Source organism: Kordiimonas sp. SCSIO 12603 (assembly GCF_024398035.1).
Classification (GTDB): Bacteria; Pseudomonadota; Alphaproteobacteria; order Sphingomonadales; family Kordiimonadaceae; genus Kordiimonas.
The window spans coordinates 2,721,865-2,747,148 of sequence record NZ_CP073748.1 but is presented as its reverse complement, the minus strand read 5'-3'; the positions used below and the strand labels follow the sequence as shown (position 1 = coordinate 2,747,148).

At 46.4% G+C, this 25,284-nt stretch carries 21 protein-coding genes and 3 tRNA genes; 11 read left to right on the top strand and 13 right to left on the bottom strand.

The genetic code is table 11. The features are described from left to right. Position 1: 1 nt before the first annotated feature. The 5 genes from queE to KFE96_RS12795 all read right to left on the bottom strand — a co-directional run bounded on the left by queE (position 2) and on the right by KFE96_RS12795 (position 4,571). Complete coding sequence (gene queE, locus KFE96_RS12815) at positions 2-637, bottom strand: 7-carboxy-7-deazaguanine synthase (RefSeq protein ID WP_255832955.1); 636 nt, start codon at positions 635-637, stop codon at positions 2-4. A gap of 7 nt (positions 638-644) precedes the next feature. Further along, complete coding sequence (gene queC, locus KFE96_RS12810; protein WP_370650591.1) at positions 645-1,355, bottom strand: 7-cyano-7-deazaguanine synthase QueC; 711 nt, start codon at positions 1,353-1,355, stop codon at positions 645-647. Positions 1,356-1,452: 97 nt separating this feature from the next. Beyond that, positions 1,453-2,697: a dicarboxylate/amino acid:cation symporter gene (locus KFE96_RS12805; protein WP_255832953.1), complete on the bottom strand. Its 1,245-nt coding sequence runs from the start codon at positions 2,695-2,697 to the stop codon at positions 1,453-1,455. A gap of 193 nt (positions 2,698-2,890) precedes the next feature. After that, positions 2,891-4,021, bottom strand: coding sequence for an OmpA family protein (locus KFE96_RS12800; protein WP_255832952.1), 1,131 nt, complete (start codon positions 4,019-4,021; stop codon positions 2,891-2,893). 172 nt (positions 4,022-4,193) lie between these two features. Next, on the bottom strand, positions 4,194-4,571 hold the full coding sequence (locus KFE96_RS12795) for a nuclear transport factor 2 family protein (protein ID WP_255832951.1): 378 nt from the start codon (positions 4,569-4,571) through the stop codon (positions 4,194-4,196). A gap of 92 nt (positions 4,572-4,663) precedes the next feature. Here KFE96_RS12795 and KFE96_RS12790 point away from each other — a divergent pair, with 92 nt between their 5' ends. Then, the gene (locus KFE96_RS12790; protein WP_255832950.1) at positions 4,664-5,647 is read left to right on the top strand and encodes a GlxA family transcriptional regulator; all 984 of its coding nucleotides are present in this window, start codon (positions 4,664-4,666) and stop codon (positions 5,645-5,647) included. A 49-nt stretch (positions 5,648-5,696) separates the two neighbouring features. On the opposite strand, the gene KFE96_RS12785 is transcribed toward KFE96_RS12790, so the two are convergent. Together KFE96_RS12785 and KFE96_RS12780 are read right to left on the bottom strand one after the other, a co-directional pair. Next, positions 5,697-5,772 (bottom strand) — tRNA-Asn (locus KFE96_RS12785). A gap of 55 nt (positions 5,773-5,827) precedes the next feature. Then, positions 5,828-5,903 (bottom strand) — tRNA-Asn (locus KFE96_RS12780). Between the two features lie 218 nt (positions 5,904-6,121). Between KFE96_RS12780 and KFE96_RS12775 the strand changes: the two genes are divergently transcribed. After that, the gene (locus tag KFE96_RS12775) at positions 6,122-6,343 is read left to right on the top strand and encodes a hypothetical protein (protein ID WP_255832949.1); all 222 of its coding nucleotides are present in this window, start codon (positions 6,122-6,124) and stop codon (positions 6,341-6,343) included. Between the two features lies 1 nt (position 6,344). Here KFE96_RS12775 and KFE96_RS12770 read toward each other — a convergent pair whose 3' ends face one another. Next, the gene (locus KFE96_RS12770; protein ID WP_247020526.1) at positions 6,345-6,512 is read right to left on the bottom strand and encodes a hypothetical protein; all 168 of its coding nucleotides are present in this window, start codon (positions 6,510-6,512) and stop codon (positions 6,345-6,347) included. 369 nt (positions 6,513-6,881) lie between these two features. Here KFE96_RS12770 and KFE96_RS12765 point away from each other — a divergent pair, with 369 nt between their 5' ends. Then, positions 6,882-10,199 (top strand): S41 family peptidase, encoded by a 3,318-nt coding sequence (locus tag KFE96_RS12765; RefSeq protein ID WP_255832948.1) that lies wholly within the window; start codon positions 6,882-6,884, stop codon positions 10,197-10,199. Positions 10,200-10,381: 182 nt separating this feature from the next. Here the strand turns inward: KFE96_RS12765 and KFE96_RS12760 are convergent. Beyond that, positions 10,382-10,455: transfer RNA gene (locus KFE96_RS12760), tRNA-Cys, on the bottom strand. A gap of 181 nt (positions 10,456-10,636) precedes the next feature. Continuing rightward, complete coding sequence (locus KFE96_RS12755; RefSeq protein WP_255832947.1) at positions 10,637-11,242, bottom strand: outer membrane protein; 606 nt, start codon at positions 11,240-11,242, stop codon at positions 10,637-10,639. A gap of 357 nt (positions 11,243-11,599) precedes the next feature. Between KFE96_RS12755 and KFE96_RS12750 the strand changes: the two genes are divergently transcribed. The 3 genes from KFE96_RS12750 (at position 11,600) to KFE96_RS12740 (ending at position 14,576) form a co-directional block, all read left to right on the top strand. Continuing rightward, positions 11,600-12,253 (top strand): protein-L-isoaspartate O-methyltransferase, encoded by a 654-nt coding sequence (locus tag KFE96_RS12750; protein WP_255832945.1) that lies wholly within the window; start codon positions 11,600-11,602, stop codon positions 12,251-12,253. A 128-nt stretch (positions 12,254-12,381) separates the two neighbouring features. Further along, entirely contained in the window at positions 12,382-13,791 is a 1,410-nt protein-coding gene (locus KFE96_RS12745; RefSeq protein ID WP_255832944.1) for a TolC family outer membrane protein, read from the top strand. A gap of 182 nt (positions 13,792-13,973) precedes the next feature. Continuing rightward, on the top strand, positions 13,974-14,576 hold the full coding sequence (locus tag KFE96_RS12740) for a DUF2497 domain-containing protein (protein ID WP_255832943.1): 603 nt from the start codon (positions 13,974-13,976) through the stop codon (positions 14,574-14,576). A gap of 2 nt (positions 14,577-14,578) precedes the next feature. On the opposite strand, the gene KFE96_RS12735 is transcribed toward KFE96_RS12740, so the two are convergent. Next, the gene (locus tag KFE96_RS12735; protein ID WP_370650518.1) at positions 14,579-15,472 is read right to left on the bottom strand and encodes a hypothetical protein; all 894 of its coding nucleotides are present in this window, start codon (positions 15,470-15,472) and stop codon (positions 14,579-14,581) included. 243 nt (positions 15,473-15,715) lie between these two features. Beyond that, on the bottom strand, positions 15,716-16,729 hold the full coding sequence (locus tag KFE96_RS12730; protein ID WP_255832941.1) for a hypothetical protein: 1,014 nt from the start codon (positions 16,727-16,729) through the stop codon (positions 15,716-15,718). 181 nt (positions 16,730-16,910) lie between these two features. Between KFE96_RS12730 and KFE96_RS12725 the strand changes: the two genes are divergently transcribed. The 4 genes from KFE96_RS12725 (at position 16,911) to KFE96_RS12710 (ending at position 22,372) form a co-directional block, all read left to right on the top strand. Beyond that, positions 16,911-17,879, top strand: a complete 969-nt coding sequence (locus KFE96_RS12725; protein WP_255832940.1) for an NAD-dependent epimerase/dehydratase family protein — start codon at positions 16,911-16,913, stop codon at positions 17,877-17,879. Between the two features lie 144 nt (positions 17,880-18,023). After that, entirely contained in the window at positions 18,024-20,675 is a 2,652-nt protein-coding gene (locus KFE96_RS12720; protein WP_255832939.1) for a valine--tRNA ligase, read from the top strand. A gap of 128 nt (positions 20,676-20,803) precedes the next feature. Beyond that, positions 20,804-21,541, top strand: coding sequence for an ABC transporter substrate-binding protein (locus tag KFE96_RS12715; protein ID WP_255832938.1), 738 nt, complete (start codon positions 20,804-20,806; stop codon positions 21,539-21,541). An 87-nt stretch (positions 21,542-21,628) separates the two neighbouring features. Next, a complete protein-coding gene (locus KFE96_RS12710; protein WP_255832937.1) occupies positions 21,629-22,372 on the top strand; it encodes an ABC transporter substrate-binding protein in 744 nt (247 codons plus the stop codon). A gap of 3 nt (positions 22,373-22,375) precedes the next feature. Here the strand turns inward: KFE96_RS12710 and KFE96_RS12705 are convergent, their stop codons facing one another. Beyond that, positions 22,376-23,191: an MBL fold metallo-hydrolase gene (locus KFE96_RS12705; protein ID WP_255832936.1), complete on the bottom strand. Its 816-nt coding sequence runs from the start codon at positions 23,189-23,191 to the stop codon at positions 22,376-22,378. Between the two features lie 194 nt (positions 23,192-23,385). Between KFE96_RS12705 and ilvD the strand changes: the two genes are divergently transcribed. Beyond that, complete coding sequence (ilvD, locus tag KFE96_RS12700) at positions 23,386-25,227, top strand: dihydroxy-acid dehydratase (RefSeq protein WP_255832935.1); 1,842 nt, start codon at positions 23,386-23,388, stop codon at positions 25,225-25,227. Positions 25,228-25,284 lie beyond the last annotated feature (57 nt).

Genomic DNA, 25,284 nt, shown 5'->3' with positions numbered 1-25,284 from the left:
TTTAAGGGATATTGATATATTTGTGGCTCTGCACACTTAAGCGCCACTTGGGGTGAGCTTTACAGTAATCCACAGCGCGGGCTGTGTTTTCCATCTGCTCAGGGCTATCCATAGGCTGCAGGAAGAAGTTTTCGAATTCCATATGCTCGAACTGCTCTGGCTCCCCGCCATCCTGTGGGTAAACCAGTTTAAGTTCCTGACCCTTGGTTACAATAAGCTCCGAGCCAATTTTAGGACTGATACAAAGCCAATCGATGCCTTCGGGCGGTTCAACGGTGCCGTTGCTCTCTACCGCAATCTCAATACCAAGCGTATGGAAAGCATCCACAAGCGGCTTATCAAGCTGGAGGAGGGGTTCACCGCCAGTGCAAACCACAAGTGGTGTACCGCTCTTGTCCCCTGTCCACGCGTTAAGCACAGCTTGGGCGAGCTCTTCTGGTGTTTTGAATTTACCGCCGCCTTCACCGTCTGTGCCTACGAAATCCGTATCGCAGAATTGGCAGATGGCTTTTGGGCGGTCACGTTCAAGCCCTGTCCACAGATTACAGCCAGCGAAACGACAGAACACAGCGGGCTTGCCTGCTTGTGCGCCTTCCCCTTGCAGGGTGTAAAACATTTCTTTGACTGTATAGACCATATGGAAATTATGCCTGATAGCGGGTTGGGTCGTCCAGCTCCGCCTCGCGGAAGCCTTTTTTGCGTAAGATGCAGCTGTCACAGTGGCCGCAGGCTTCGCCTTTGTCGTTCGGGTCATAACAACTGATGGTCATGGCATAATCTACACCTAGCTTGGTGCCGACAGTTACGATATCTGCTTTGCTCATTTCAAGGAGCGGGGTACGGATATGAAGTTGTTCCTCTTCCGTTACGCCGGCTTTAGTCGCAAGGCGCGCCATGGTTTGGTACGCTTCAATATATTCCGGGCGGCAATCAGGATACCCACTGTAATCAAGCGCGTTTACGCCGATGAAGATATCTTTGGCACCAACCACTTCCGCGTATGCAAGGGCGAAGGACAAGAAGATGGTATTACGGGCCGGCACGTATGTTACCGGGATATCTTCTTCCATGGTTTCTTCTTCGCGGTCTTTCGGCACATCGATATCATCTGTGAGAGCACTGCCACCGAAGGTGCGCAGATCAAGATTGGCGGTTTTATGTTCCACCACACCCAGATGCTTTGCTACATTATCAGCCGCAGTTAATTCCACGCTATGACGCTGGCCATAACTGAAGGAAAGGGCATGTACATCAAACCCTTGATCTTTTGCGATTGCAACAACCGTTGCGCTATCAAGCCCGCCGGAAAGCAGAACTACAGCTTTTTTCTTCGTCGACATCTTATACTCGTAAATTCTCTGGAATTGGCTCTTAGCCAATAAAAACGCCGGGTGCCTATAGCACCCAGCGCCGAACTTTTAAACCAAAAACCGCAGTTTTGCTAGATTAAGCTTATTCTACGTTGTCTGCGTTAAAGGCTTCTTCGTCAAACTCGCCTTCCCATTTCGCTACAGCGGTGGATACAGACAAGTCACCTGTTACGTTTACAACTGTCCGCATCATATCGAGCGGGCGGTCAAAGGGGAATAGGAAACCAACGATGATAGCAGTTTGCGCGCCGTCTACACCGATTACATCCATCACAGCTGCAAGCAGGAAGAGGGATGCAGAAGGTACAGCCGCTGTACCAATAGATACAAGCGTTGTGGTGAGTGCGATAAGCGCATATTCAGTTAGCCCGAGGCTGATCCCCAGCGCCTGCGCTGCAAATACAGCAACAATACCAACATAAAGCGCAGTACCATCCATATTGATAGTGGAACCAAGTGGTAGCACTGAAGAAGCAACAGGCGGCTTAATACCCATGTTGTTTTCAGCAACACTCATGGTTACTGGAAGAGTGGCAGAGCTGGATGAAGTTGAAAAAGCAACCATTTGTGCATCAACAGCGCCTTTGAAGAATTTCACTGGTGAAAGTTTGAGCACAAACTTCATTAAGCCGCCGTGGGTAATAATCAGATGTAAAGCGCATCCCGCTATAAAAGCGCCAACAAGGGGCAGCACGTTTAGAAGTTGGCTAATACCGCCATTGCCGACCACGAAAGAGATAAGGGCAAATACACCAAAGGGTGCTACTTCCATTACCATGTGGGTCATCTTCAGCATTACCTCTGAGCCTGCATCAATAATGCTGGCAATAGGTTTACCTTTTTCGCCAACCATCAGAAGTGCGGCGCCAAAGAAGATAGCGAAGAAGATGATGGAAAGCATATTGCCGCTGGCAAGCGCTGCTACCGGGTTTTGAGGGATAATACCAATCAGGCGTTCCTGAAGGGACTGTGCTGCTTGAATCTCACGTGGTTCAGCGCCTGCGAAGCTAACACCTGTGCCTGGTTCAATAATCGTTGCCATTGTTAGGCCAATAACAATCGCAAAAGCGGTGGTGCCGATATAAAGCGCCAGCGTTTTAAAGCCTAGTGAGCCTAGTTTCTTAGGGTCACCCATGGCGATAAGGCCGGATACCAGTGTAACGAACACCAGTGGTACAACAATCATGCGGATAAGGTTGATGAAAACATCACCAATCCAGCGAATGCTGCCTGCACCTTCACCCCAGATGCTACCAACAACCGCACCAAGTACGAGAGCACCTAAGATTCGCTTCCAGAGCGTGATTTCGAACCAAGTTTTTAACATTTTTGTCCCTTCCCCGAAAAATCAGATCGCTAGGGTTAACGTAATTGCAATATTTCGCAAGACTAAACCCGCAGCGATTACAAATAAATACACATGGATTTGATTGAAAGGCCTGCTAAAGCAGTTTGTCGGGAAGGCATAAAAAAAGGGATAGCTTGGCTATCCCTTTTCAAAAATGATTGGTTGTTGCGGCTTAGCGAACAAGTACGATCACTACAACACGGTTTTCCTGCTCACGCACACCGTCAGCAGTTGGTACACGTGGTTCGTTTTCGCCTGTTGAACGAACGTCAATCTTATTCGCAGGTACACCCTCACGGATAAGAGCTGCGCGAACAGCTGCTGTGCGGCGTTCAGCAAGCTTCACATTATATGCTGAATTACCTGCGCGGTCTGCTTTACCTGTTGTTTTGATCTCTACAGCTTTAAAGTTACGGAAAGCTTCGGCTGCTTCCGAGATTGTGCTCATGCCGCGTGCTGATACGTTTGATTTATCGAAATCAAAGTAAACAATATATGGACCAGGAAGCGGTAGTTCAGCAGGTTTTGGTGCTGTCAGCGGCTTTTCTGGTACTTGTGTAACGGGCTTAGTTTCAACTGGTGTTGGAGCAGGTGCAGCCGGCTGTGCTACAGGAGCTGCAGTTGCGGGCTTTGTTCTTGGCGCGGATGAGCTACTACCAAACTTCCAGCTAAGGCGAGCAAAGAATTCATTGCTGCGAGCACGGTGCGAAAATTCACCGTTTGGTGTGTCATATTCTGCTTTAAACGCGCGGAATAGGCGGTAACCAAGTGAGAAGTTCGCACCTTTACCCATAGGGTAAGAAGCTTGAACCATTGCCTGAACAGCTGGAGCCCAGTCGCTACCATCAACAAAATTATTAGCGCCTTGGCGAATATTATCCAGGCGAGTTCTAGCCACACCGAAACCGAAGCCTGCGTCTAAGTCCCATTTATGCCACGTTGCAAAAGTGCGCCATGCATTAACCATGAGGCTTGATGTTTTCTGGCGGCCAGCACCATTCAGCTGACGACGCTCAGGGAAGGCAGGAAGATTAGAATCTTCAACCACAAATGAGTCCACAGTATTGCTGCGGATCATATATTCGAACTCGAACCGTGTTTTATCGATTTTTTTACCGATAAACAGACCACCGTTACGACCCCAGTGCTTGTCTGCACGGAGAGTAAGGTCTTCACCTGTTAGGTTACTTTTAAGCGCGGTGGAAATACCAAATTCTACACCTGCATAAAAGTGGTTATCTTCTTCAGCAAAAGCTGAAATGCTCATTGTGGAAGCCAGCAAAGGCAGCAGGATTTTGCGCATAGCCAAATCTCACATTCAAATTTTTAGGAAAACTAACAAATACAAGTGTCTGAGTAGCTAAGAAATGGGGCACAAACAAGCGGAAACTGTGATTTTGGTGCCTAATTGTTACACACTGTTGCACTTTTGGCGCGTATTTGGGCCTTTACACTTGGTAAAGGCCATTTTGTTGTTAACCCTGTGCTTCAAAATCATCTTCTCGAAGAAGGGCTGTGCCATCATTTTGAATCACCCATAATTCATTGGTTATAACGCCATGTGCATTGTTCATACGCCAGCCAGACTTTAGGACAGCGGATGATGCATCACGTACTTCAAGTTCGGGCTCAATATATTCAACGTCAGAAAAGCCGTCTGCGATTAGCTTTTCCCAGAAAGCCTGAATTTCAGATCGGCCTTTGAAGGTGCCGAAAGGTTTGGCATTCATGATTGCATTTTCTTCGTAAGCTGCGGCACAACTAGCTGCATTACCGCTGTTGAATGCATTTTTCCATTTTTCGCTGGCGATTTGTACGGCATCAAGTACTGCCTGTTTTTCTTTTTCTGTCATTTTTTCTCTCCATAAGGCTGCTTTGTTCTGGACAGAGTATATGAATGAGCGCACAGTCGAAATTGGCGTTTTTGACTTTATAAGGTTTAAAAGTGACAATTAGTTCTGACGTAGACATTATCCCGATTGGGTTGTTGAATTATCCAGGTTCCCAGCTTTCTTCTCTGTATGGGCTTACTGACTTGTTCGGCGCCGCTAACAATATTGTTTTAGAACAAATGCCGGATACAAAACGGAAGTTTCAGGTCTGCCACTGGCTTGTCAATTTGGAAACAGGTGAGTTGAAGTGCGGTTATATATCTGAAGGGCAAGCCCCAAGTCAGTTATCAGCGCTTATTGTGCCGCCGCGATTGTCCGAAGATGCTGCCAATACACCGATGGATATACAGAATGACTGGATTAGAGCTCAGCATAAGGGGGGAGCGCTTATCAGTTCCATTTGTGCAGGGGCTTTTGTATTGGCGGAGGCAGGGTTACTGAAAGGCCGAAGAGCCACTACCCACTGGATTCTCAGAGAAGAGTTTTTGAAGGCACATCCTGATGTAGATCTGCAAATTGAGAAATTGCTGGTTGAGGATGGTGAGATAATCACGGCAGGCGGCGTGATGGCGTGGGTTGATCTTGGACTAAGGTTGATTGAGCAGTTTATGGGGGCTGCTGTTATGCTGGAAGTTGCCAAGTTCTTCCTTGTTGATCCATCAGGCCGAGAACAGCGCTATTATAGTGGCTTTATGCCACGATTTGATCACGGCGATTCAGCTGTGCTGAAAGTACAGCATTGGTTGCAGGCTCATTATAAGGAAACTTTTTCCGTGAAAACACTAGCTGATATGGCAGAGCTTGGGGAGCGTACATTTTTGCGCCGTTTTCATAAGGCTACTACACACAAACCAACTGCGTATATCCAGCTTTTGCGGGTGAACAAAGCACGCGGGTTTCTTGAGCAGTCTGTATTGCCATTTAACCAGATCGCCTGGAAGGTGGGATATGAAGACCCAAGCGCCTTCAGGAAACTGTTTCAGAAAATCGTTGGGCTTACACCAGGGGAATATAAAAAACGGTTTGCGGTAGGATAGGGGCTTAAAAACAACGAAAGCCGCGAAATAAATCGCAGCTTTCTGATATTGGCTCCGCCTGCTGGGCTCGAACCAGCGACCCAATGATTAACAGTCATTTGCTCTACCAACTGAGCTAAGGCGGATCATCGATTTAGTTTTTAAAGTGGGCTCGGGAAATTAATCCCAAGCCCTGAAATTTGGCTCCGCCTGCTGGGCTCGAACCAGCGACCCAATGATTAACAGTCATTTGCTCTACCAACTGAGCTAAGGCGGATCATCTTTCAACAGCAGCGGTTGCCCGTCGCTGTGTGGAGGCTTTTATACTCAAAAAAAATCTGCTGCCAAGTCAAAAATGCATTTTTTTCCGGAAATCTTGTAACATTTCCCTGAACCCCGCAGAAATACACATGTTTGGCATTAAGGGAACTCTCGGGTGTTCGTTGCTCTTGGTATGCTATAGGTTCAAAATATTGGATATTAATGGGGGAATTTGTGAAAGAATTTATCGTTCATATAGTGACAATCGGTATTGTGTTGGTATTGGCGATTATTTGGGGGCCAACACTAAGAAATATTTATTGGGAATGGCGTTTAAACGGTTTTTACGATCTGGCTGTCGTTATTGGTGTGACGTTGATTATTTTGATATTTGCTGTGTATGAGTTTTTATATATTCGCCGAGTAGTGAGGGAGCGAGATAGTAAATTAAAGTGATTTAGTCATTCCGTCTTCTATGCGCGCGGCCACCGTGTTCACTTTGTCGGGATTTTGAAACGCTGTTCGCTTTTAGACGCGCGCGTGCCTGGCGCGCTGTAGGGCGAGATTTAACGCCTTTCACCGCTTTTTTTGCTTTCCGTTTCTTCTGGCCTTCGCTTAGTGCCATTTGGATATCTTTCGGTAGGTAATCAGTACAAGGAGCATATTATAGGCTCTTGTCTGAATATTTCTACAGGATTGAAGTTCAATACAAATTAGCAGTATTTGGTGAAATACCTAAATACTGGTGCAGGCAGTATCATCTATACCGTCCAAAACCACGTAAAAGGGTGTTCTCTTCCTTGGCTCACTCACTGTTAAATCTTTGATGGGGGTATGCATAGTGCTGCCTTATTCCCCAAAGCTGGTAAAGTTACACCTTACGGTGCATTGAACTATAGTTATAAGGCGGGTGGGTCTGTAGTTGACAGGGGGGCTATTACTAAGTTTGATACGCCCACTTCAATATTTAGAGTTCAGTGAGGGGGAACCATTTATGTTAAAATTCAACACGCTGAAAAAGGCGCTGGTCGCCAGTACAATGCTGGCAGGAGCGATTGTTGCACCACAAGTAACTGCAGATACTCTGATGATAGAGAACCCTGCTATTTCAAAGAAGCATATTGCTTTTACTTATGCAGGCGATCTTTGGATTGCAGACCGCAAGGGTAATAATCCTCGTCAGATTACCACACACTTGGCCAACGAATCTGCACCACATTTTTCACCTGACGGCAAATGGATTGCTTTTACAAGTGACCGTGATGGCAACGCAGATGTATATGTTGTTAGTACATCAGGCGGCGCACCAAAGCGCCTGACCTGGCATCCTGGCGCAGATGTTGTTCAGGATTGGTCTCCGGACGGGAAACGTATTCTGTTTACCAGCCGCAGGGAAATGACAAGTGGCCGTAGTGCTCAAGCTTGGGAAGTATCTGTGGATGGTGGCTTGCCAACTAAGGTAATGGATGCCGTTGTGATGGCAGCTAGTTGGGCCGGTGATGGTGAAACACTAGCGTACCAGCCTTATAACGTAGCACACAGAGGATCTAGCGGTTGGCGTAACCACAGAGGCGGTAGTACGCCTCCTATCTGGATTATGAAGCCGAATGGCGATAGTTACACTGAAGTGCCGCATGTACGTGCTGGTGATACAAACCCAGTATGGGCAGGTGGCGACGTTTATTTCCTCTCAGACCGGACAGGTGTTCGTAATATCCATAAATACGATACTGGCTCCGGTACAGTAAGCCAGGTATCAAAAGAAGATACATGGGATATCCTTGATCTGGATGTTCACGGTGATACACTAATTTATAACGCTGGCGGCCAGTTAAAGACTGTTTCAACTAAAGGTAAGACCACATCAATCAGCGTTGATATTAACCCTGATCTTGTTGAGACACGCGTGCGCTGGGTAAACGCAATGCGAGGCCTTGAAGGCGCAAGCCTTTCACCAACTGGCAAGCGTGCTTTGGTTTCCGCGCGCGGTGAAATTTTCACCGTTCCACTTAAAGACGGATCAACACGTAACATCACAGGAACTTCGGGTGCGCGCGAGCGTGATGCTTTGTGGTCTCCAAAAGGTGGTGAGATAGCCTATACAAGCGATGAAAGCGGTAAACAGGTATTGGTCATCGCCAGCCAGGATGGCGAAGGTGAAACTCGCTCACTGGATCTGGGTGATGACAGCAATGATTATTACCTTGAAATGTGGGGCGGTGAAGGCAGCCACATTATCTACCGTGATCATATGCTGAATATCTGGGCAATCGATGTAGAGTCTGGCGAGCGGACTAAGATCGATACTGATAATTACCGTAACGGTGCAAATTATAGCATGACTAAAGATGGTCGCTATATGGCTTATACCAAGGTAACACCGGCTGGTATGGTCGATATCTATATTCATGATTTCGAGACTGGTGAAAAAGCGCGTGTTACCGACGGTATGGGATATACAGGCGATGTCGCTTTCTCTCATGACGGTAAACATCTGTTCTTCACACTGTCTACAAATGCTGGTCCAAGCAGAAGCTTGGGGCTTGATATGTCAACGCAGGAACGACCTCTGCGTATGGGCGTGTATGCTGCAGTTCTAAATGCTGACGGTAAGTCGCCGCTTCTTCCAAAATCTGATGAAGAGAAAGTGAAGGAAGACAAATCTGACGAGGCAGAAAAAGAAGATAAAGCTGAGAAGTCCGAGGACGATAAAGCAGAGAAAAAAGACGCTGACAAAAAGAAGAAAAAATCCGGTATAGATTTTGATGGTTTGTCAGACCGCATTATCGCACTGCCAGTTGCTGAGAAGTCATACTACAACCTTGCTGCTGCGGCAGACGGTAGCCTCTATTATCTGGATGCAGTTCAGCCGGGAACAGCTATTGGCACTAATGGCCGTGCTGAGCGCGGTGCCAGCTTGGTTCGCTTTGATTTTAAATCAAAGAAAGCGTCTAAAGCAATGGACGGCGTGCAGGGTTTTGATCTCAGCCATGACGGTAAAACGCTGCTTGCTATGACCACGCGCGGTCAGCTTCACACGGGTAAGGCCGGTGCTAAAGTGAAGACCAAGCCGCTTAATACTTCAGACGTGAAGATACGCCTCAATCCACGTGAGGAATGGGAGCAAATCTTTGATGAAACTGTGCGTTTGGAACGTCAGTATTTCTATGATCCGAATAGCCATGGTTTGGATTGGGATGCGGTTTCTGCACGCTATAAGAAACTGCTACCTCATGTTGGACGCCGGGCGGATCTGAACCGTCTGCTCGTTGAAATGATTGCTGAGCTTCAGGTTGGCCATAACCGTACGGGCGGTGGTGATGTTCACAGAGAGCAAACCGTACCTGTCGGGCTTTTGGGTGCCAACCTGCGCAATGTGGATGGCCGCACCATTGTAGATACTATCTTTGATGGTGAAAACTGGAACCCGTTCCTTGATGCGCCGCTTGCGGCTCCTGGTATTGGTGTGAAAGAGGGCGATACTATTCACGCGGTTAATGGTGTTGAGCTTGACGCAAAGACCAATATCTTCAGCCTTCTTGAAAATGCTGTTGGTAAGCAGGTTCGTTTGCTTGTATCCAGCGACGGCAATGCTGACAATGCGAAAACTGTGACTGTTGTGCCTACGCGTAACACTGCGCAAATTCGTCACTGGGCATGGGTTGAAGGCAACCGTAAGAAAGTAGATGAACTTTCAAATGGTCGCCTCGGTTATGTTTATATGCCTAACACTGCAGGCGGTGGTTACACCTACTTCAACCGGATGTTCTTCCCGCAGATTGACAAAGAAGGCATGCTACTTGATGAACGCCAAAATGGTGGTGGTCAGGCTGCTAACTACATCACTGATGTTCTGGCGCGCCAATATCTTGCAAGCTGGAAGGATCGTGCAGGTTTGATCTATGATACACCGGGTGGCGCAATGTACGGGCCTAAAGTGATGTTGATCGACCAAGACGCAGGTTCTGGTGGTGACTTCCTACCATATAGCTTTAAGCGCATGGGGCTAGGTAAGCTGATTGGTAAAACCACTTGGGGTGGTCTAATCGGTATTGCTGCTAACCGTGGTTTGATTGATGGTGGTTTTATCGTGGTACCAAACTTCCGTTTCTTCAACCCCGATGGGGAATGGGCGATTGAGAATGAAGGTACTGCACCGGACATTGATGTAACGCTCGATCCTGTAGCCGTGAACCGCGGTGAAGATACGCAGCTGAAGCGTGGTGTCGAAGAGCTGCTTAAGGAACTTGAAACATACAAGCCTATCAAACAGCGTACTGCACCAGCTTATCCAACTAAGCTTGGTGGCTAAAAGAACGTAGCGCTATAGATTAAGAAGATAAGAACAGCGGTACTTATGTGCCGCTGTTTTTTATTACCGGCTAATATCGTGATAATGCATTCAACCATATTGGTATTTGTTGAAAGCATGAAAGAGCTTAGGTAAATCAATATGATATGGGGGATAACAAGTTTCACAGCTTGTAAGAAAAATGGAGGCGCGAACGAGAATCGAACTCGTGTACACGGATTTGCAATCCGCTGCGTCGCCACTCCGCCATCGCGCCTCATGTGGCTTTAGCTGTTTAAGATAAAAGCTCTATGGCTTCCGTCTTCAGCGTGGAGAGCTTCTACTAAGAAACCGGGGAACAGGTCAAGTGCGTAAATTAATTTTTGTGCACTTCTTTATCTTCCCATCAGGCTCACCTTGGAGATTTGGCCCCACCATAAAGTGAGGCCACTAATGTTTTAGAAGTTGAAATTGAAACCCGCCCGAAACACACCAGCATCTAACTTGGTGCCTGTGTCTATAGAATTACCGTCGATGGTTGCACGTTCACCGAGGTTTACATAATTGGCTTCAAGTTTAACTGACAGGGAAGGGCTAAGGGCTTTTTCGTAGCCAAGGGACGCTACATACCCTGAAGAACTGCCAGAAATGGATGGGAGTGTTACGGGCGGGAGGAAGGTACCTGTAGCCGAAGCTTTAGTATAACCGCCACCAATATAGATGAGATCGGTTTTATCAGTACCAAAAACCTTGCCGATTTGACCCTGTACGGACCAGATATCATCGGCGGCAACATTGATGGGAGGGAATCCCGTAAGAATATAATCTTCGGAAATATCTAAGGCGCCATAGGTACCAACCACACCAAATACGTAGTCATTTTGAGTTTGCACGCGGTAACCGAGCGAGCCGCCATAGTATAGATCACCATTGTCGGTAATACCTACATCACCACCAAGGTATAAGCCGTTAAAGAATTTTTCGTTGCTATCTTCTGCGCTGGCAGCAGTGCTTGCTGCAGCTAATAAAAAAACACCTGAGAAAACTTTTTTAAGTTTTGTCATGGAATATCTCCGCATGAGCCTGATTAATTATGTATGGATTTTAAGTATTTTTTGGAAATAGGCTTTCCCTGCTTTCCGAGGGTTTACCTAGCTTTTACGGGGCAAGATGCCTAACCGAATTTAGTATTAAATTGTATCGAACATGTATCAGTCAGGTGGGCGTGTGATTGAAAGAACTAGTTGGTGGATACGGTTTATCGCAGCTATAGCACGAAGGAACGCATAGCAGTTTCACGTATGTGCTTGAGCGCAATATATGAAAATCTTGGAAACTTGTGACAAAATCACATTGTTTCTTGCGGCGAGGCTATATATAAAGCCTCTGAATATGCCGAATTTTGAATGAAGGTGAACACCGTGAGCGATTTTGAAACCGCCCGTAATAGCATGATTGATTGTCAGCTTCGCCCGAACGAAGTGAATGATGAGCGCATTATTGCAGCGATCCGCGCCGTGCCAAAAGAGAATTTTGTGCCGAAGGCGAAGCGTTCTATTGCCTATGTTGATGAAGATCTTGAAGTGGCGGATGGCCGTTTCATTATGGAGCCAACAATATTTGCCCGCTTGCTGGTAGCCGCTGATGTTAAAGATACAGATCTTGTGCTCGATATCGGCCCTGTAACCGGTTATTCGTCAGCCGTGATTGCTGGTCTTGCGGATGCAGTAGTTGCGCTAGAAGGTGATGAGGCGTTTGCAAAAGCTGCCGAAACAAAACTTTCTGATGCAGATATTATGAATGTAGCTGTTGTAAACGGTGACATGAAAGAAGGTGTTGCAAAACAAGGACCCTTTGATGTGATTTTCATTGAAGGCGCAGTTGACGAAGTTCCAGAAGCGCTTGTTAAGCAACTGAAAGAAAATGGCCGTCTTCTTTGTGTAAAGGTTGAAGCAGGTGTTGGTCGCGCCCATATCATTACGAATAAAGGTGATGAACTGGAAGCGAAGAACTTGTTTGATGCGAATGTAGAAGCAATTCCAGGGTTTGAAAAAGCCGAAGGTTTTGTTTTTTAGAGCAATTTCCCATTATTTGTGATAGGGGCAAATAAGGACTGTTGCAGATAGTAAAAAACTATCACTAATATAAATCCCAGGTTAATACTGGATAATAATAAATACAGCGAGGAATTGAGGAGAATATTATGAAGAGAGGGATTGTTTCACTGATGGCTGTGGCCACAGTGCTAACAGGTTCTTATGCGGCTTCCGCAGATACTCTTAAAGAGGCGTTGGCTGCAGCTTATTCATCAAACCCACAACTTATGGCCCAGCGTGCTGCTCTTCGTGCTACCGACGAAGGTGTGTCGCAGGCAAAAGCGGGTTTTTTACCGACTATTAATGCTGATGGAAGTTTCCAGCGAGGGAACCGGATCTCTGACATTATTGGTGACGTGGGCAGCGATGGACAGCAAATTCCTGAACGTTCAATTGATATCAATAACGACAGCTACAGCCTAAGCCTTGATCAGAACCTTTTCCGAGGTTTTCAAGATAGAAATGCTGTGCAACAAGCCAAAGCTGGTGTGAAAGCTGGTCGTGCGCAGTTGCAAAACGTTGAACAGCAAGTGCTGCTTGATGCCGTTACAGCATATATGAATGTTGTGCGTGACAATGCAGTTGTTGAGCTGAACGAAAACAACGTTCAGGTGCTTCAGCGTCAGTTACAGGCATCTCAGGATCGTTTCCGTGTTGGCGAAGTAACGCGTACAGACGTTGCGCAATCAGAAGCTCGCCTAGAAAATGCTAGATCACAGCTTTTGTCTGCTGAGGCAACATTAGCGGCAAGCCGTGCGCAATATCAGCGTGTTGTTGGTAGCCAGCCTACTGGTTTGGAAACACCAGAGCAAAAACCAGCTCTGCCTTCTTCACTTGATGATGCTATTGAGCTGGCTATGGAGCTTAGCCCTGGCGTGAAGGCTGCTGTACATAACGAAAAAGCCGCAAAATATTCTTTGAACCGCGCAAAAGGTAGCTTGCTGCCTACTGTTGATGTGCGAGCATCGTATAACCGTTCTGAAGGTATTCAGTCACTTGGTCCTGATATTGTTTTCCCTGCAGTGGGCGATTCAACTCAGGTTACAGTAAACGTGCGTGTGCCTATTTATGCGGGCGGTCAGCGCCATTCGCAAATTCGTCAGGCAAAGCAAGTACGCAGTCAGCGTATGCTTGAAATCCGCCAGGCTGAGCGTGTGGCACAAGAAAATGTGTTTGTAGCATGGGATCAGTACCGTGCAGCAACGGGGCAAATCAAGTCTACACAAGCTTCTGTTCGTGCGAACGAAATTGCCCTTGAGGGTGTACGCCAAGAAGCGTTTGTTGGCTCTCGTACTACACTTGATGTACTGAATGCTGAGCAAGAACTTCTGAATTCACGCGTATCTTACGTTCGTGCGCAGCGTGACGAATTTGTTGCTGCCTACAACCTGATTGCTGCAACAGGTCGACTTACAGCTAGAGATCTTGGTCTTGGCGTAAGCGTTTATGATGAACAGCGTTACTATGATAAGGTTGGCGCTAACAAGTTCATTGGTTTTAGCACTGACGCGAAATAAAAATCCCTGTTTCATAAAGAAACAGCGAAAAAGGAGGCTTTTAGCCTCCTTTTTTTGTGGCAATCATGTTAATCTCTGCTGAGTAAGCGATACTTAACTGCTTTTGATTGTTTAAGAATTATTGACAGGGGCTTTTCTTAACGGTACCTGTTTTATAGGGAATATTAAACACTGGCTATTCTATGAGCGATTCAGCATCTGAAGACGAACCAACTATGGAAGAAATTCTGGCGTCCATTCGCCGGATCATTTCTGATGAGTCTGAAGAAGAGGGGGGAGTTGCCCCTGAAGATGATGGTGAAGCAGTTGCTGAGCCAGAGCCTGTTCCAGAGCGGGAACCTGTTCCTGAACCAGAGCCGGAACCCGCTCCTGAACCGGAGCCAGAACCAGAACCTGTTCCAGAGCCGGAACCCGTTCCTGAACCAGAGCCGGAGCCTGCTCCTGAGCCAGAGCCTGTTCCTGAACCAGAACCTGTTCTCGAGCTTGCGCCAGAACCAGAACCTGTGCCAGAGCCAGAAGAAGATGTTTTCGAACTCACTGATTTTGCTCAGGAACCTGTTGTTTCACCGATTGTTTCACCTCCGATTGAAACAAGAGCTGCTGAGAGTTTCTCTCATCTGACAGAGATGATGGTGGCTGGTTATGACGGTGCAGATAATACGCTTGAGGCTCTCGTGCGCTCTATGCTGAAGCCAATGCTTCAGGGGTGGTTAGATGAAAACTTGCCGTCAATTGTGCAGGATGCCGTTGAGCGTGAAGTAGCTCGAATCGCGCGCCGTAAATAATATCATTGATACGCAAACGTTGAATCTGCATTGATGATGATGCGCGGTTGGGCAGGCACATCTGGTCTATAGTCTTTTGTAATGAAGTTTTCATTATTCGGTGTGTAAATGCCTGCTAAACTCATAGCTGGTGGTTTCCCATTTTCAGCTATCAGTGGTTTTAAGAGCAGTTTTTTACGATTAAAATCATAAACATGTTTGTATTGAATAAGCAAACCAGCACCTAACAAGCCATCTGTTTTAGATTGGGTTGGGGAAGAAGAGTTGCTGAAGAATATCGGTATCTGCCTAAAAAGCAGGCGATTAAACTGAATGTCCAGCCTGATGAAAACACCTGAATTATCATCTCCCAATTTATCTCGTTCAGTTTTGGTGGTTACATTCCTGAAATGTTTTTTACTCCAGATAACCATGCCTCCAGGGTAGCCTGTATCGAGCAAGAGGCGTTTTCTGGTAGGGAATTTTTCCCAAGGAAATTTAGATGCCAGAATAATATGAGGTGATTTTTCAGGGGACGTGAGCCGGTGAGCCAAGGGGTAATCTCTTGCTAGATTAACATTGGTATCGTGTAACGTTAATTGTTTGGATAAGGGATCAACTTCAATGACAAATTTCCTGAAGAACTCACGGCCAATAATGCCGTCAAAGGACTTTGATGCTTGCCCAAGGAGGGCGGGGTCTTCAAGAAAGAGGATATCGTGAAGAATAAAGGAAAAGTTATCGCCTGTTGTGAAGGACAATTCAGAAATTCTGGTGGCTGTTGATGTTGTTCTAAAGGCTGGAAACTTTACCAAAACGTCTGTTTTATGAGTGATGTTGGTTAGTTTGTCTGTTTGTTCATTTTTAAATATGAGGGATGTAGATGCCCCTGTATCAAGTAAAAATACTAATTCCACATTATCAACAGTTAAGGGTACCAGCGTTCGGTTGTGGTCTGTGATGATGCGAGTGTTTGATATAGGGGTGTTACTAGCTTGAGCGGAAATAGTTGTCGCGAATAGTAGAGTAACTAGGACAAAGAAGATAGCAGACCGAATGTAAGAACAGCTAACCATACCAATATAGTAACATTTTATGCGTGTTAGCTCAATTCAACGAAATGTGTAGTTGTGTAAACTATATATAGAATGTTGTTAGAATTAATTTGCTCCTCGGCCTAATGACCTGTGGGGTAAATTTCTTTTTTTTATGTAATACTTCTTTATGACATAGGTTTCGTTATTTGGGGGATATATCGTTCCATCAATATATTTGGCCTGCTGGGTTTCATTCGTATGATCTGTCCACAGTAGGCTAGCCTGAAAATCAAGTACATAGTTAAAATGATTGAGCAAAGTCGCACCTATTAGGCCTAAATTACCGCTTTTTTGTTGTGGGGGATTAGCGCTTAGGAAAACAGGGGTATGTGTGAAGTGGTGGTCAGCGAAGCGAAAATTGGCATAAGCAACAATCCCGACATTCCTTTTCTTGAATTTTGTCAGGTTCAAATTCTGTGCGGCATTTCTGAACTCTCTTTTATTCCAGACGACAATTGATCCGGGATACCCTGTGTCTATGAGGAACGTTTTTCTGGTTTTCCCTTGTTCCCATGGTAATTGGCTGGAGAAGGTTATATGAGGGTAACTACCGACCATTTTAAGCGAGTGTTTTACGTCTAATGTGGAAGAGAAATCGGTCCCTGGTGGATATAAGGAGATATGCTGAGTGTCCGTATTGACCATTATGGCATAATTCATGAAGACCTCTTGCCCTAAAATGCCGTCATAGCCAAGCGATAGCTGGCTGCTTATCTTCTCGTCTTTAGGCAATAAAACAGCTTTATTGAGTCTGAGGGTAAAATCCTTGTAAGTCAGGTTTACAGAGGGTAGTTTGCGCGTTTTATAGCTTTCAGAAAAAGCAGGGAAATTCACTGTAGGGCCTTCTGAAGCTGCTATTGTTTCAAAGGCAGGACTTTGGAAGAATACAGATGTAGTTGCGCCCGTATCAAGCATGAGGCTGAGTTCATGCCCCTGAGAGTATAAAAACAACTTTATGCGGTTATTTTCCAAATTATAAGGAATTTTGATTATCGGTGCTTGTGCTTTTGCCATTGGGCTAAAAGCTAATAAAGCAACTAATATGATGGCGTGAGTGAGCATATTTATTTTTGACATAATATGTTATATCATATCAAAAATGATAATCAAGGCCGAGATCGCGAATGGTGTCTAATTTTACTTTGCGGGAAATAGCTATTTTCCCTTCCATATATGGATGACAGGGGGCAGGAAAAGCCATAAATTGCATTTTATACATATTTTATACTCTCTTGAACGTATTTTATTTGAGGAAAAAATGGCAAAAACGGCATTAGTCTGCGGTGCGGGTGGTTTTATTGGTAGCCATCTCGTAAAGCGCCTGAAATCTGAGGGGTTTTGGGTTCGTGGTGTAGATCTTAAGTTACCTGAATTTGGTGGTACATCCGCGGATGATTTTGTTGTTGGTGATTTGCGTGAACAAAGCGTTTGTCGTTTGGCCGTCGATCGTAATTTCGATGAAGTTTATCAACTTGCTGCAGATATGGGCGGCGCTGGATATATCTTCACAGGTGAGCATGATGCAGATATCATGCATAACTCTGCAGCGATTAACTTGAATATTGCCGATGCATGCCGCAAGCGCGATATTGAGCGTGTTTTCTATTCTTCGTCTGCATGTGTTTATCCGGCTTATAATCAGCAAGACCCCGATAACCCAAACTGTGTTGAAGATAGTGTTTACCCGGCGGCGCCTGATAGTGAATATGGCTGGGAGAAGTTATTTAGTGAACGACTGTACCTAGCTTATAATCGGAATTATGGTACTCAGTTCAGGGTTGCCAGATACCATAATATTTTTGGACCAGAAGGCACGTGGCAAGGGGGCAAGGAAAAAGCGCCAGCTGCTATATGCCGTAAGATTGCGCTTGCAAAAGATGGTGGTGAAATTGAGATTTGGGGGGATGGCTCTCAAACGCGATCTTTCCTCTTTATTGATGAATGTATTGAAGGAACTGTCCGTCTTCTAAGGAACGATGGCTTTGAAGGACCTGTAAATATTGGCTCTGATGAAATGGTTTCTATCAACCAGCTGGTAGATATGGTTTCACAAATTGCCGGTAAAAAATTGGCTAAAAAGCATATTGATGGCCCCCTTGGTGTTATGGGACGTAACTCTGATAATCGCCTTATTGAGAAGAAACTTGGTTGGAAACCTAACGCGGCTCTATATGCCGGATTAGAAAAAACCTATGCGTGGATTTCTGCACAGATCGATAATGGCTAGAGATAAGAGTGTGATTTTCTCTTTGCTGTGTTTCATAAAGTGAAGAAAAACAAAATCAGGGCTTTTGTTTTCCGCCGTTTTTGTGCATGTTGCGCTCTGTTTGGCCCCATCTGTTTTTGGGGCAATTATTAACGGATTAAAGAGATGCTGGATAAAACATATTCACCTGCGGATATTGAAGGTAAATGGTACGAACACTGGGAAACTTCGGGCGCGTTTAAATGCGGCCAACGCCAGGATGCAGAGCCATACGTCATCGTCATGCCGCCACCGAATGTGACTGGCAGCTTGCACATGGGTCATGCGCTGGATAACAGCCTTCAGGATGCCCTTATTCGCTTTGAGCGCCTGCGCGGTAAAGACGTGCTATGGCAGCCGGGTACAGATCACGCTGGTATCGCAACGCAAATGGTTGTTGAGCGTCAGTTGGATGCGGAAGGGCTTGATCGCCGTGATATGGGCCGTGAAGCATTCCTTGAGCGTGTTTGGAAATGGAAAGCAGAAAGCGGCGGCACGATTACGGGCCAGCTGCGCCGCCTCGGTGCATCATGTGATTGGTCGCGTGAAGCTTTCACCATGGATGAAGAGCGTTCAGCCGCTGTTATCAAAAAGTTCGTTCAATTGTACCGTGATGGTTTGCTGTACCGCTCCCAGCGCCTTGTAAACTGGGACCCGAAGCTTAAAACAGCGATTTCTGACCTGGAAGTAGAGCAGAAAGAAGTTGATGGTAACTTCTGGCACTTCAATTATCCAATTGATGGTGAAGAAGGCCGTTTCATTGAAATTGCGACCACGCGCCCTGAGACAATGCTTGGTGATACGGCTGTTGCAGTTCACCCTGAAGACGAGCGTTTCAAAGATTTGATCGGCAAGTTTGTAAAACTGCCGCTTGTTGGCCGCCTTATTCGTATTGTTGGCGATGAGCACGCGGACCCAGAGCAGGGCACCGGTGCTCTCAAGGTTACACCTGCGCATGATTTTAATGACTTTGAAATCGGCAAACGCCACGACCTTGAGATGATCAACATCTTTGATGAAAACGCGCACATCAATGAAAATGCGCCTGAGAAATATCGTGGCATGGAGCGCTTTGAAGCGCGCAAAGCTATTGTTGCTGATATGGAAGCGGCTGGTTTCCTTGTGAAAATCATCCCACACAAGCATATGGTGCCGTATGGGGATCGTGGTGGCGTGGTGATTGAGCCTTGGCTTACTGACCAGTGGTATGTTGATGCGGAGACGCTCGCGAAGCCTGCGATTGAAGCCGTTGAAACGGGTAAAACAAACTTCATCCCGAAAAATTGGGAGAAGACATACTATGAATGGATGCGCAACATTCAGCCTTGGTGTGTATCTCGCCAGCTATGGTGGGGCCACCAGATCCCTGCGTGGTATGCACCGGACGGCACAATCTTTGTTGAAGAAACAGAGGAAGATGCTTACCGGGAAGCGCGCGCCAAATTTGGTGATGATGTAAAGCTGCGCCGCGAAGAAGATGTGCTTGACACATGGTTCTCTTCTGCGATGTGGCCATACAGCACCATGGGCTGGAAAGGCCCAGGCGAAGAGAAAACGCCTGAGCTTGCGAAATATTACCCAAATGCCACGCTTATCACTGGTTTTGATATTATCTTCTTCTGGGTTGCCCGCATGATGATGTCTGGCATCCACTTTATGGAAGAAGTGCCGTTCAAAAACGTTTATATCCACGCACTGGTTCGTGATGAAAAAGGCGCGAAGATGTCTAAATCCAAGGGTAATGTGATTGACCCGCTGGAGTTCATGGACAAATACGGTGCTGATGCGCTTCGCTTCACGCTTATTGCAATGGAAGCTCAGGGCCGGGATATCAAGCTTTCGGAAAAACGTGTTGAAGGCTACCGCAACTTTGGTACCAAGCTTTGGAATGCCTCTCGTTTCTGCGAAATGAACGGTATTGCGGGTTCTGATAGTGTTGAAGCGCCTGCTGCTACCCACGCGGTGAACAAATGGATTATCTCTGAAGTTGCTAAAACAACGGCAGCGATTACAGGCGCTTTTGATGCTTTCCGTTTCAATGATGCAGCAGATGCGATTTACCACTTCGCATGGGGTACCTTCTGTGATTGGTATGTAGAACTTATCAAACCTGTATTCTGGGGCGATGATGAAGCAGCCAAAGAAGAAACCCGCAAGGTTGCTGGCTGGGCGCTCGATCAAATTCTAGTGCTTCTGCACCCGTTCATGCCGTTCATCACTGAAGAACTATGGCATGCAACGAAGGAAGACCGAGCATACGACCTGATTCAGGCTGCATGGCCGACGGTAACAGATGTTGATGCAGCTGCGGCTGACGAAGTGAACTGGGCGATTAAGTTCATTCAGGAAGTACGTTCAACGCGCGCGGAAATGAATGTACCAGCGGGTGCCAAAGCAACAGCACTTGTTGTTGGTGCGTCTGATACCACTGCGACACGCCTTGGCGATTGGCAGGATATGATCTGCCGCCTTGCACGCCTTGAGAAAACAGAAGTTGTTGCAGAAGCGGAAAGTAAAGGCGCAGCCCAGCTTGTTGTTGATGAAGCAACAGTTTATCTGCCGCTTGCTGATTTGATGGATCTGGATGCAGAGAAAGCGCGTCTTGGCAAGAACCTTGAGAAGCTGAACAAGGAAGCAGGGGGGCTTAAGGGCCGTCTCGGTAATGAGAAGTTCATCGCTAAAGCGCCAGAGCATGTGGTGGCTGAAGCCAAAGAGCAACTCGCTGACCTGGAAGCACAGATTGAAAAGGTAAGTGCTGCTCTCACTCGCTTGGGGTAAAACCAGTTAATTATAAATGATTTCAAAGGCGTCTGAACTTATTCAGGCGCCTTTTTGCTATATTATGGCATTGTGTTATAGTGGCGATGCCGTGGGGGCCGAGAAACAACTGTATTGTTGGGTTCTGTATGAAGTTTGGCCTCATTATTCTTGTTTTTATTTTGTCTTTTCATGCCAAGGCAAGCGATGACACGAAGGTCAACGTTGCAATTACCAATATTGAAGGTTTGCTCGATGAACAGAGTTCCGGTGCTTATGATGTTGTGCTGGAGCGTATTCTTGAGGGGCAGAATAATGTTTCGGTAATGCGCGGTCCTATTCTACGGATCAGACGGTTGTTTTACGGCAGGAAGGCGGACTGCCTATTCGTTGGTATTAATCATCCGGAATATTATCATTACCGCAACCTGCCTTTTGATGAGGTTTTGATTTCTGCATCGTTGAAAACCATAAGGCTGCGGCTTTATACACTGCCCGGGGTGGAAACTATCGGTGATATTGAAGATCTGCGCGGGAAAGCTGTTGCCTATGCGTCTGGTGTCAGTTCGCTGGAGGAATTCAGCCGAGTTTTTGCATCAAGGGATATTGAAACACTGAGGGTAGAGAAGAACCTGCAGGCATTTCAGATGCTTGAGTTTGGGCGGGTAGCGGCGGTTGCTGCTTATGGGCTTGATATTAAAGAACTGAGCCGTCATTTGCCTGATGTTGCTAAATACCAGCATGACCCAGATTTCTTCGCTTCAGAAAGCGAGGATGTGATGGCGTGCTGGCGCAGCCCAAAAACAGAAGCTTTCGTAAAACACTTTAACCAGAAAGTAGCTCTTTTAAAGGAAACTGGAGAACTACACGAAATCTTGAACAGATGAGTGAGGATTATGTTGAACTCAACTACCCTTGTTGATAGTGATGCTCTTCATTGGGATGTCGAGATACTTTAGTATTGGCCAATGTATATGAAGTTTATAATTGCTATATCTTTGATTATGACTTCGTCATCTGTCAGCGCTGTCGGCGTAGATGATGACCTTACGGTCTTTGGCACCGAAATTCCGCGCCTGTTCCATTCGCAGCAACCTGGCCCTTATGATCAACTTTTTGATACGCTGGTTGGGGAATACCCCTCATATTCGCTTATGCGTATGCCAATGCGTCGCGCGCAAAGAAGGTTTTTAGCGGGAGAGGCAGATTGCCTTTTTGTTGGTTCAAAAGACCCTGAAACTTATGAACAACTGGGTATGCCTGCGGATGAAATCCTTCTTTCAGATGCCGTAAACCGAGTGGCTATTCGTGTTTATACCCGTTCTGGTGAAATGATTGTACGTGATCTGGAGCAACTTCGCGGCAAAACGGTTGCTATTGATTTTGGTGCTGGTACATCGGAATTATTTTACAAACGCTTTCGCGACAAAGATATTACTATCCTGCCTGTCGCAAAACTGGAGCAGGCTTTCTCCCTCCTAAAGCAAAACAGAGTTTCTGCTATTGTAGCTTTTGATTTTGATGTGGAACTGTATGTAGATGGGCACCCAGATGACGCTGAAATTTTCAGCTATGACCCCACTTATCTTCTGGAAGAAAACAGCGATGCTATTGTTTGCTGGCGTTCTGAGGGCAGCGAGGCGTTTATTAAGCATGTGAATAAACGCCTGGAAGAATTGAAGGCAGAAGACCCTGAACGTTCTGCCCTTCGTGAGTAAGCTTTAGAAGCTTTTACACTGCATTTCTTGATCAATAAGTGTGCTTTTTTCTGGGAAAGCGTTTTGCGCTAGTTTTTTCACGCCTTCCATGCCGCCATATTGTGCCATCCATTCCTGTTCTTTGGTCATGAAGTGTGTTGGCACAATAGTACCTGCATTCCATGCTTCTGGCACATTGGCGCTGTTCTGTAGCAGATACCAAAATGGGATGAGGAGCACATCTACTTCGGTTTTATCAAGCCCGTGTTTTTTCAGGCTTTCAAGGCTGGCAGTGATATCCCCTGTGTGAAATACGCTTTTGCCGGATGGGAAGGTGATTTTATAGCCAAAATTTGTTGGGGCTCTCTCGCCGTGGTCAACCTGATACACTTCAACGGTAAGGCCGTTTTGCTTAATGGTTACTGGCGTATCGGTTGCGTGACGTACCGCTGCTGCGTGAGATATTTCCTCGCCAGCGCCTGCGGGAGAAAGTGCGTCAAAAGACTTTGGTGTTAGCAAATAGCGAACCATAGGGTTCTGTTTCATGTGTTGAACGCTGGCTGCCGCATCGAAGTGATCAGCGTGAATATGGGTGGCAACAGCTAGCTTTACATTTGAAAAGCGATTATTGCCTTCAGTGATATCTTTAAGCGTGCTTGCGCTTGGCAGTGCAAATTGGCCGTTATAGGCATCTCGCTGCATGACGGCATCGATGAGTACACCAATACCGCCGGATTCCACATAAAAGCCAGCATTGGCAATATGGCATACTGTTATGTCTTCTGCTTGCACAGTGTGTGTTATGCCAAGTGCGGCTAATAGCAGCGCTAATTTCTTCATGGATCATTCCCCCTAACTGAGTTTCACGGAAGACTATCAGAAGGCTTTATGAAGAGGAGGTCACAATCTGGTTATTCTTGAAATATTATTTCAAAAAATAATATATTTTCTTCATTAAAATTATCGACAATAGCTGTTGCTGACGCTAATCTCGGCCCAAATCTGTCAGAGTTTTGTGTTATCTGGAGCTAATCATGGCGAAATATCGTTCCCGAACATCCACCCATGGCCGGAATATGGCTGGCGCTCGTGCTTTGTGGCGCGCTACAGGCATGAAAGATGGGGATTTTAAGAAGCCTATCATCGCTGTCGCCAACAGTTTTACGCAGTTTGTACCGGGGCACGTACACCTGAAAGATATGGGGCAACTGGTTGCCAGAGAAATTGAAGCCGCGGGCGGTGTAGCAAAAGAATTTAATACTATTGCAGTGGATGACGGCATCGCCATGGGCCATGACGGTATGCTCTATAGCCTGCCAAGCCGTGAGATTATCGCAGATAGCGTGGAATATATGGCGAATGCTCACTGTGCTGATGCGCTCGTATGTATTTCCAACTGCGATAAAATTACGCCCGGTATGTTAATGGCGGCTCTTAGGCTGAATATCCCTGCGGTGTTTGTATCTGGTGGACCGATGGAAGCAGGCGAAGCGGACTATGACGGCGAAACTCACAAGCTTGATCTGGTAGACGCCATGGTGCAGGCCGCGCAGCCTGATGTATCTGACGAGCAAGTTGATCTGGTTGAGCGGTCCGCATGCCCCACATGTGGTTCCTGCAGCGGTATGTTTACTGCAAATAGTATGAACTGTCTTACAGAAGCTCTTGGACTTTCCTTGCCGGGTAACGGAACAACGCTTGCGACACACGTGGACAGGAAAGAGCTTTTCCTTACAGCAGGTAGATTGATCGTTGATCTCTGCCGCAAGCGTTATGAAGAAGGTGATGAAAGCGTGTTACCGCGCTCTATTGCTAATTTTAGTGCATTTGAAAATGCTATTGCACTCGATATCGCTATGGGTGGTTCTACGAATACGGTACTTCATTTGTTGGCTGCAGCCCAAGAAGGTGAAGTTGATTTTACCGTAAGTGATATCGACCGAATGTCCCGCGTCGTGCCGAACCTTTGTAAGGTCGCACCAGCAACCAACAAATACCATATACAAGATGTACACAGGGCAGGTGGTGTATTTGGTATTCTTGGTGAACTTGAGCGTGCTGGCTTGATCAATCGTGATTGCCCAACAGTTCACTCATCTTCGATTGGTGAGGCTATTGATCGCTGTGATGTTGTGCGCAGTGATGATGCCGACCTTCATCATTTCTTTAAGGCAGCGCCAGGTGGGGTGCCAACACAAATAGCCTTCAGTCAGAACAAAAGATATGAGGCACTAGATTTAGACCGTACGGATGGCTGTATCCGCGCTAAGGAGCATGCCTATACGCAGGATGGCGGCCTTGCAGTTCTGTTTGGTAATATCGCAGAAGATGGCTGTGTTGTGAAAACAGCAGGTGTGGATGAAAGTATTTTCAAATTTACTGGCCGTGCTAGGATTTTCGAAAGTCAGGATAGTGCTGTAGATGCTATTCTCGATAACCAGATTGTTGCTGGTGATGTGGTTATTATTCGTTATGAAGGCCCACGTGGCGGACCGGGTATGCAGGAAATGCTCTATCCAACCAGTTACCTGAAATCTATGGGGCTTGGAAAAGAATGTGCGCTACTTACTGATGGCCGCTTTTCTGGTGGAACCAGTGGTCTTTCCATCGGGCATGTAAGCCCTGAAGCTGCGGAAGGTGGTGCCATTGGCTTGGTTGAAGAAGGTGATGTCATAGAAATTGATATTCCTAACCGAAGCATCAATATGCGTGTTTCTGATGAAGAGTTAAACAAACGCAGAGCTGAGATGGAAGCTAAAGGTAAGACAGCATGGCAACCTGCTGAAGTGCGTACACGTAAGGTAACCACTGCGCTTAAGGCGTATGCAGCACTTACAACATCGGCTAGTATGGGGGCTGTAAGGAAGCTACCATAGATTGCTTCAATTAAAGCTTTAAACACGGACAATCCTCTTGTAGCGTTAGCCAACTAT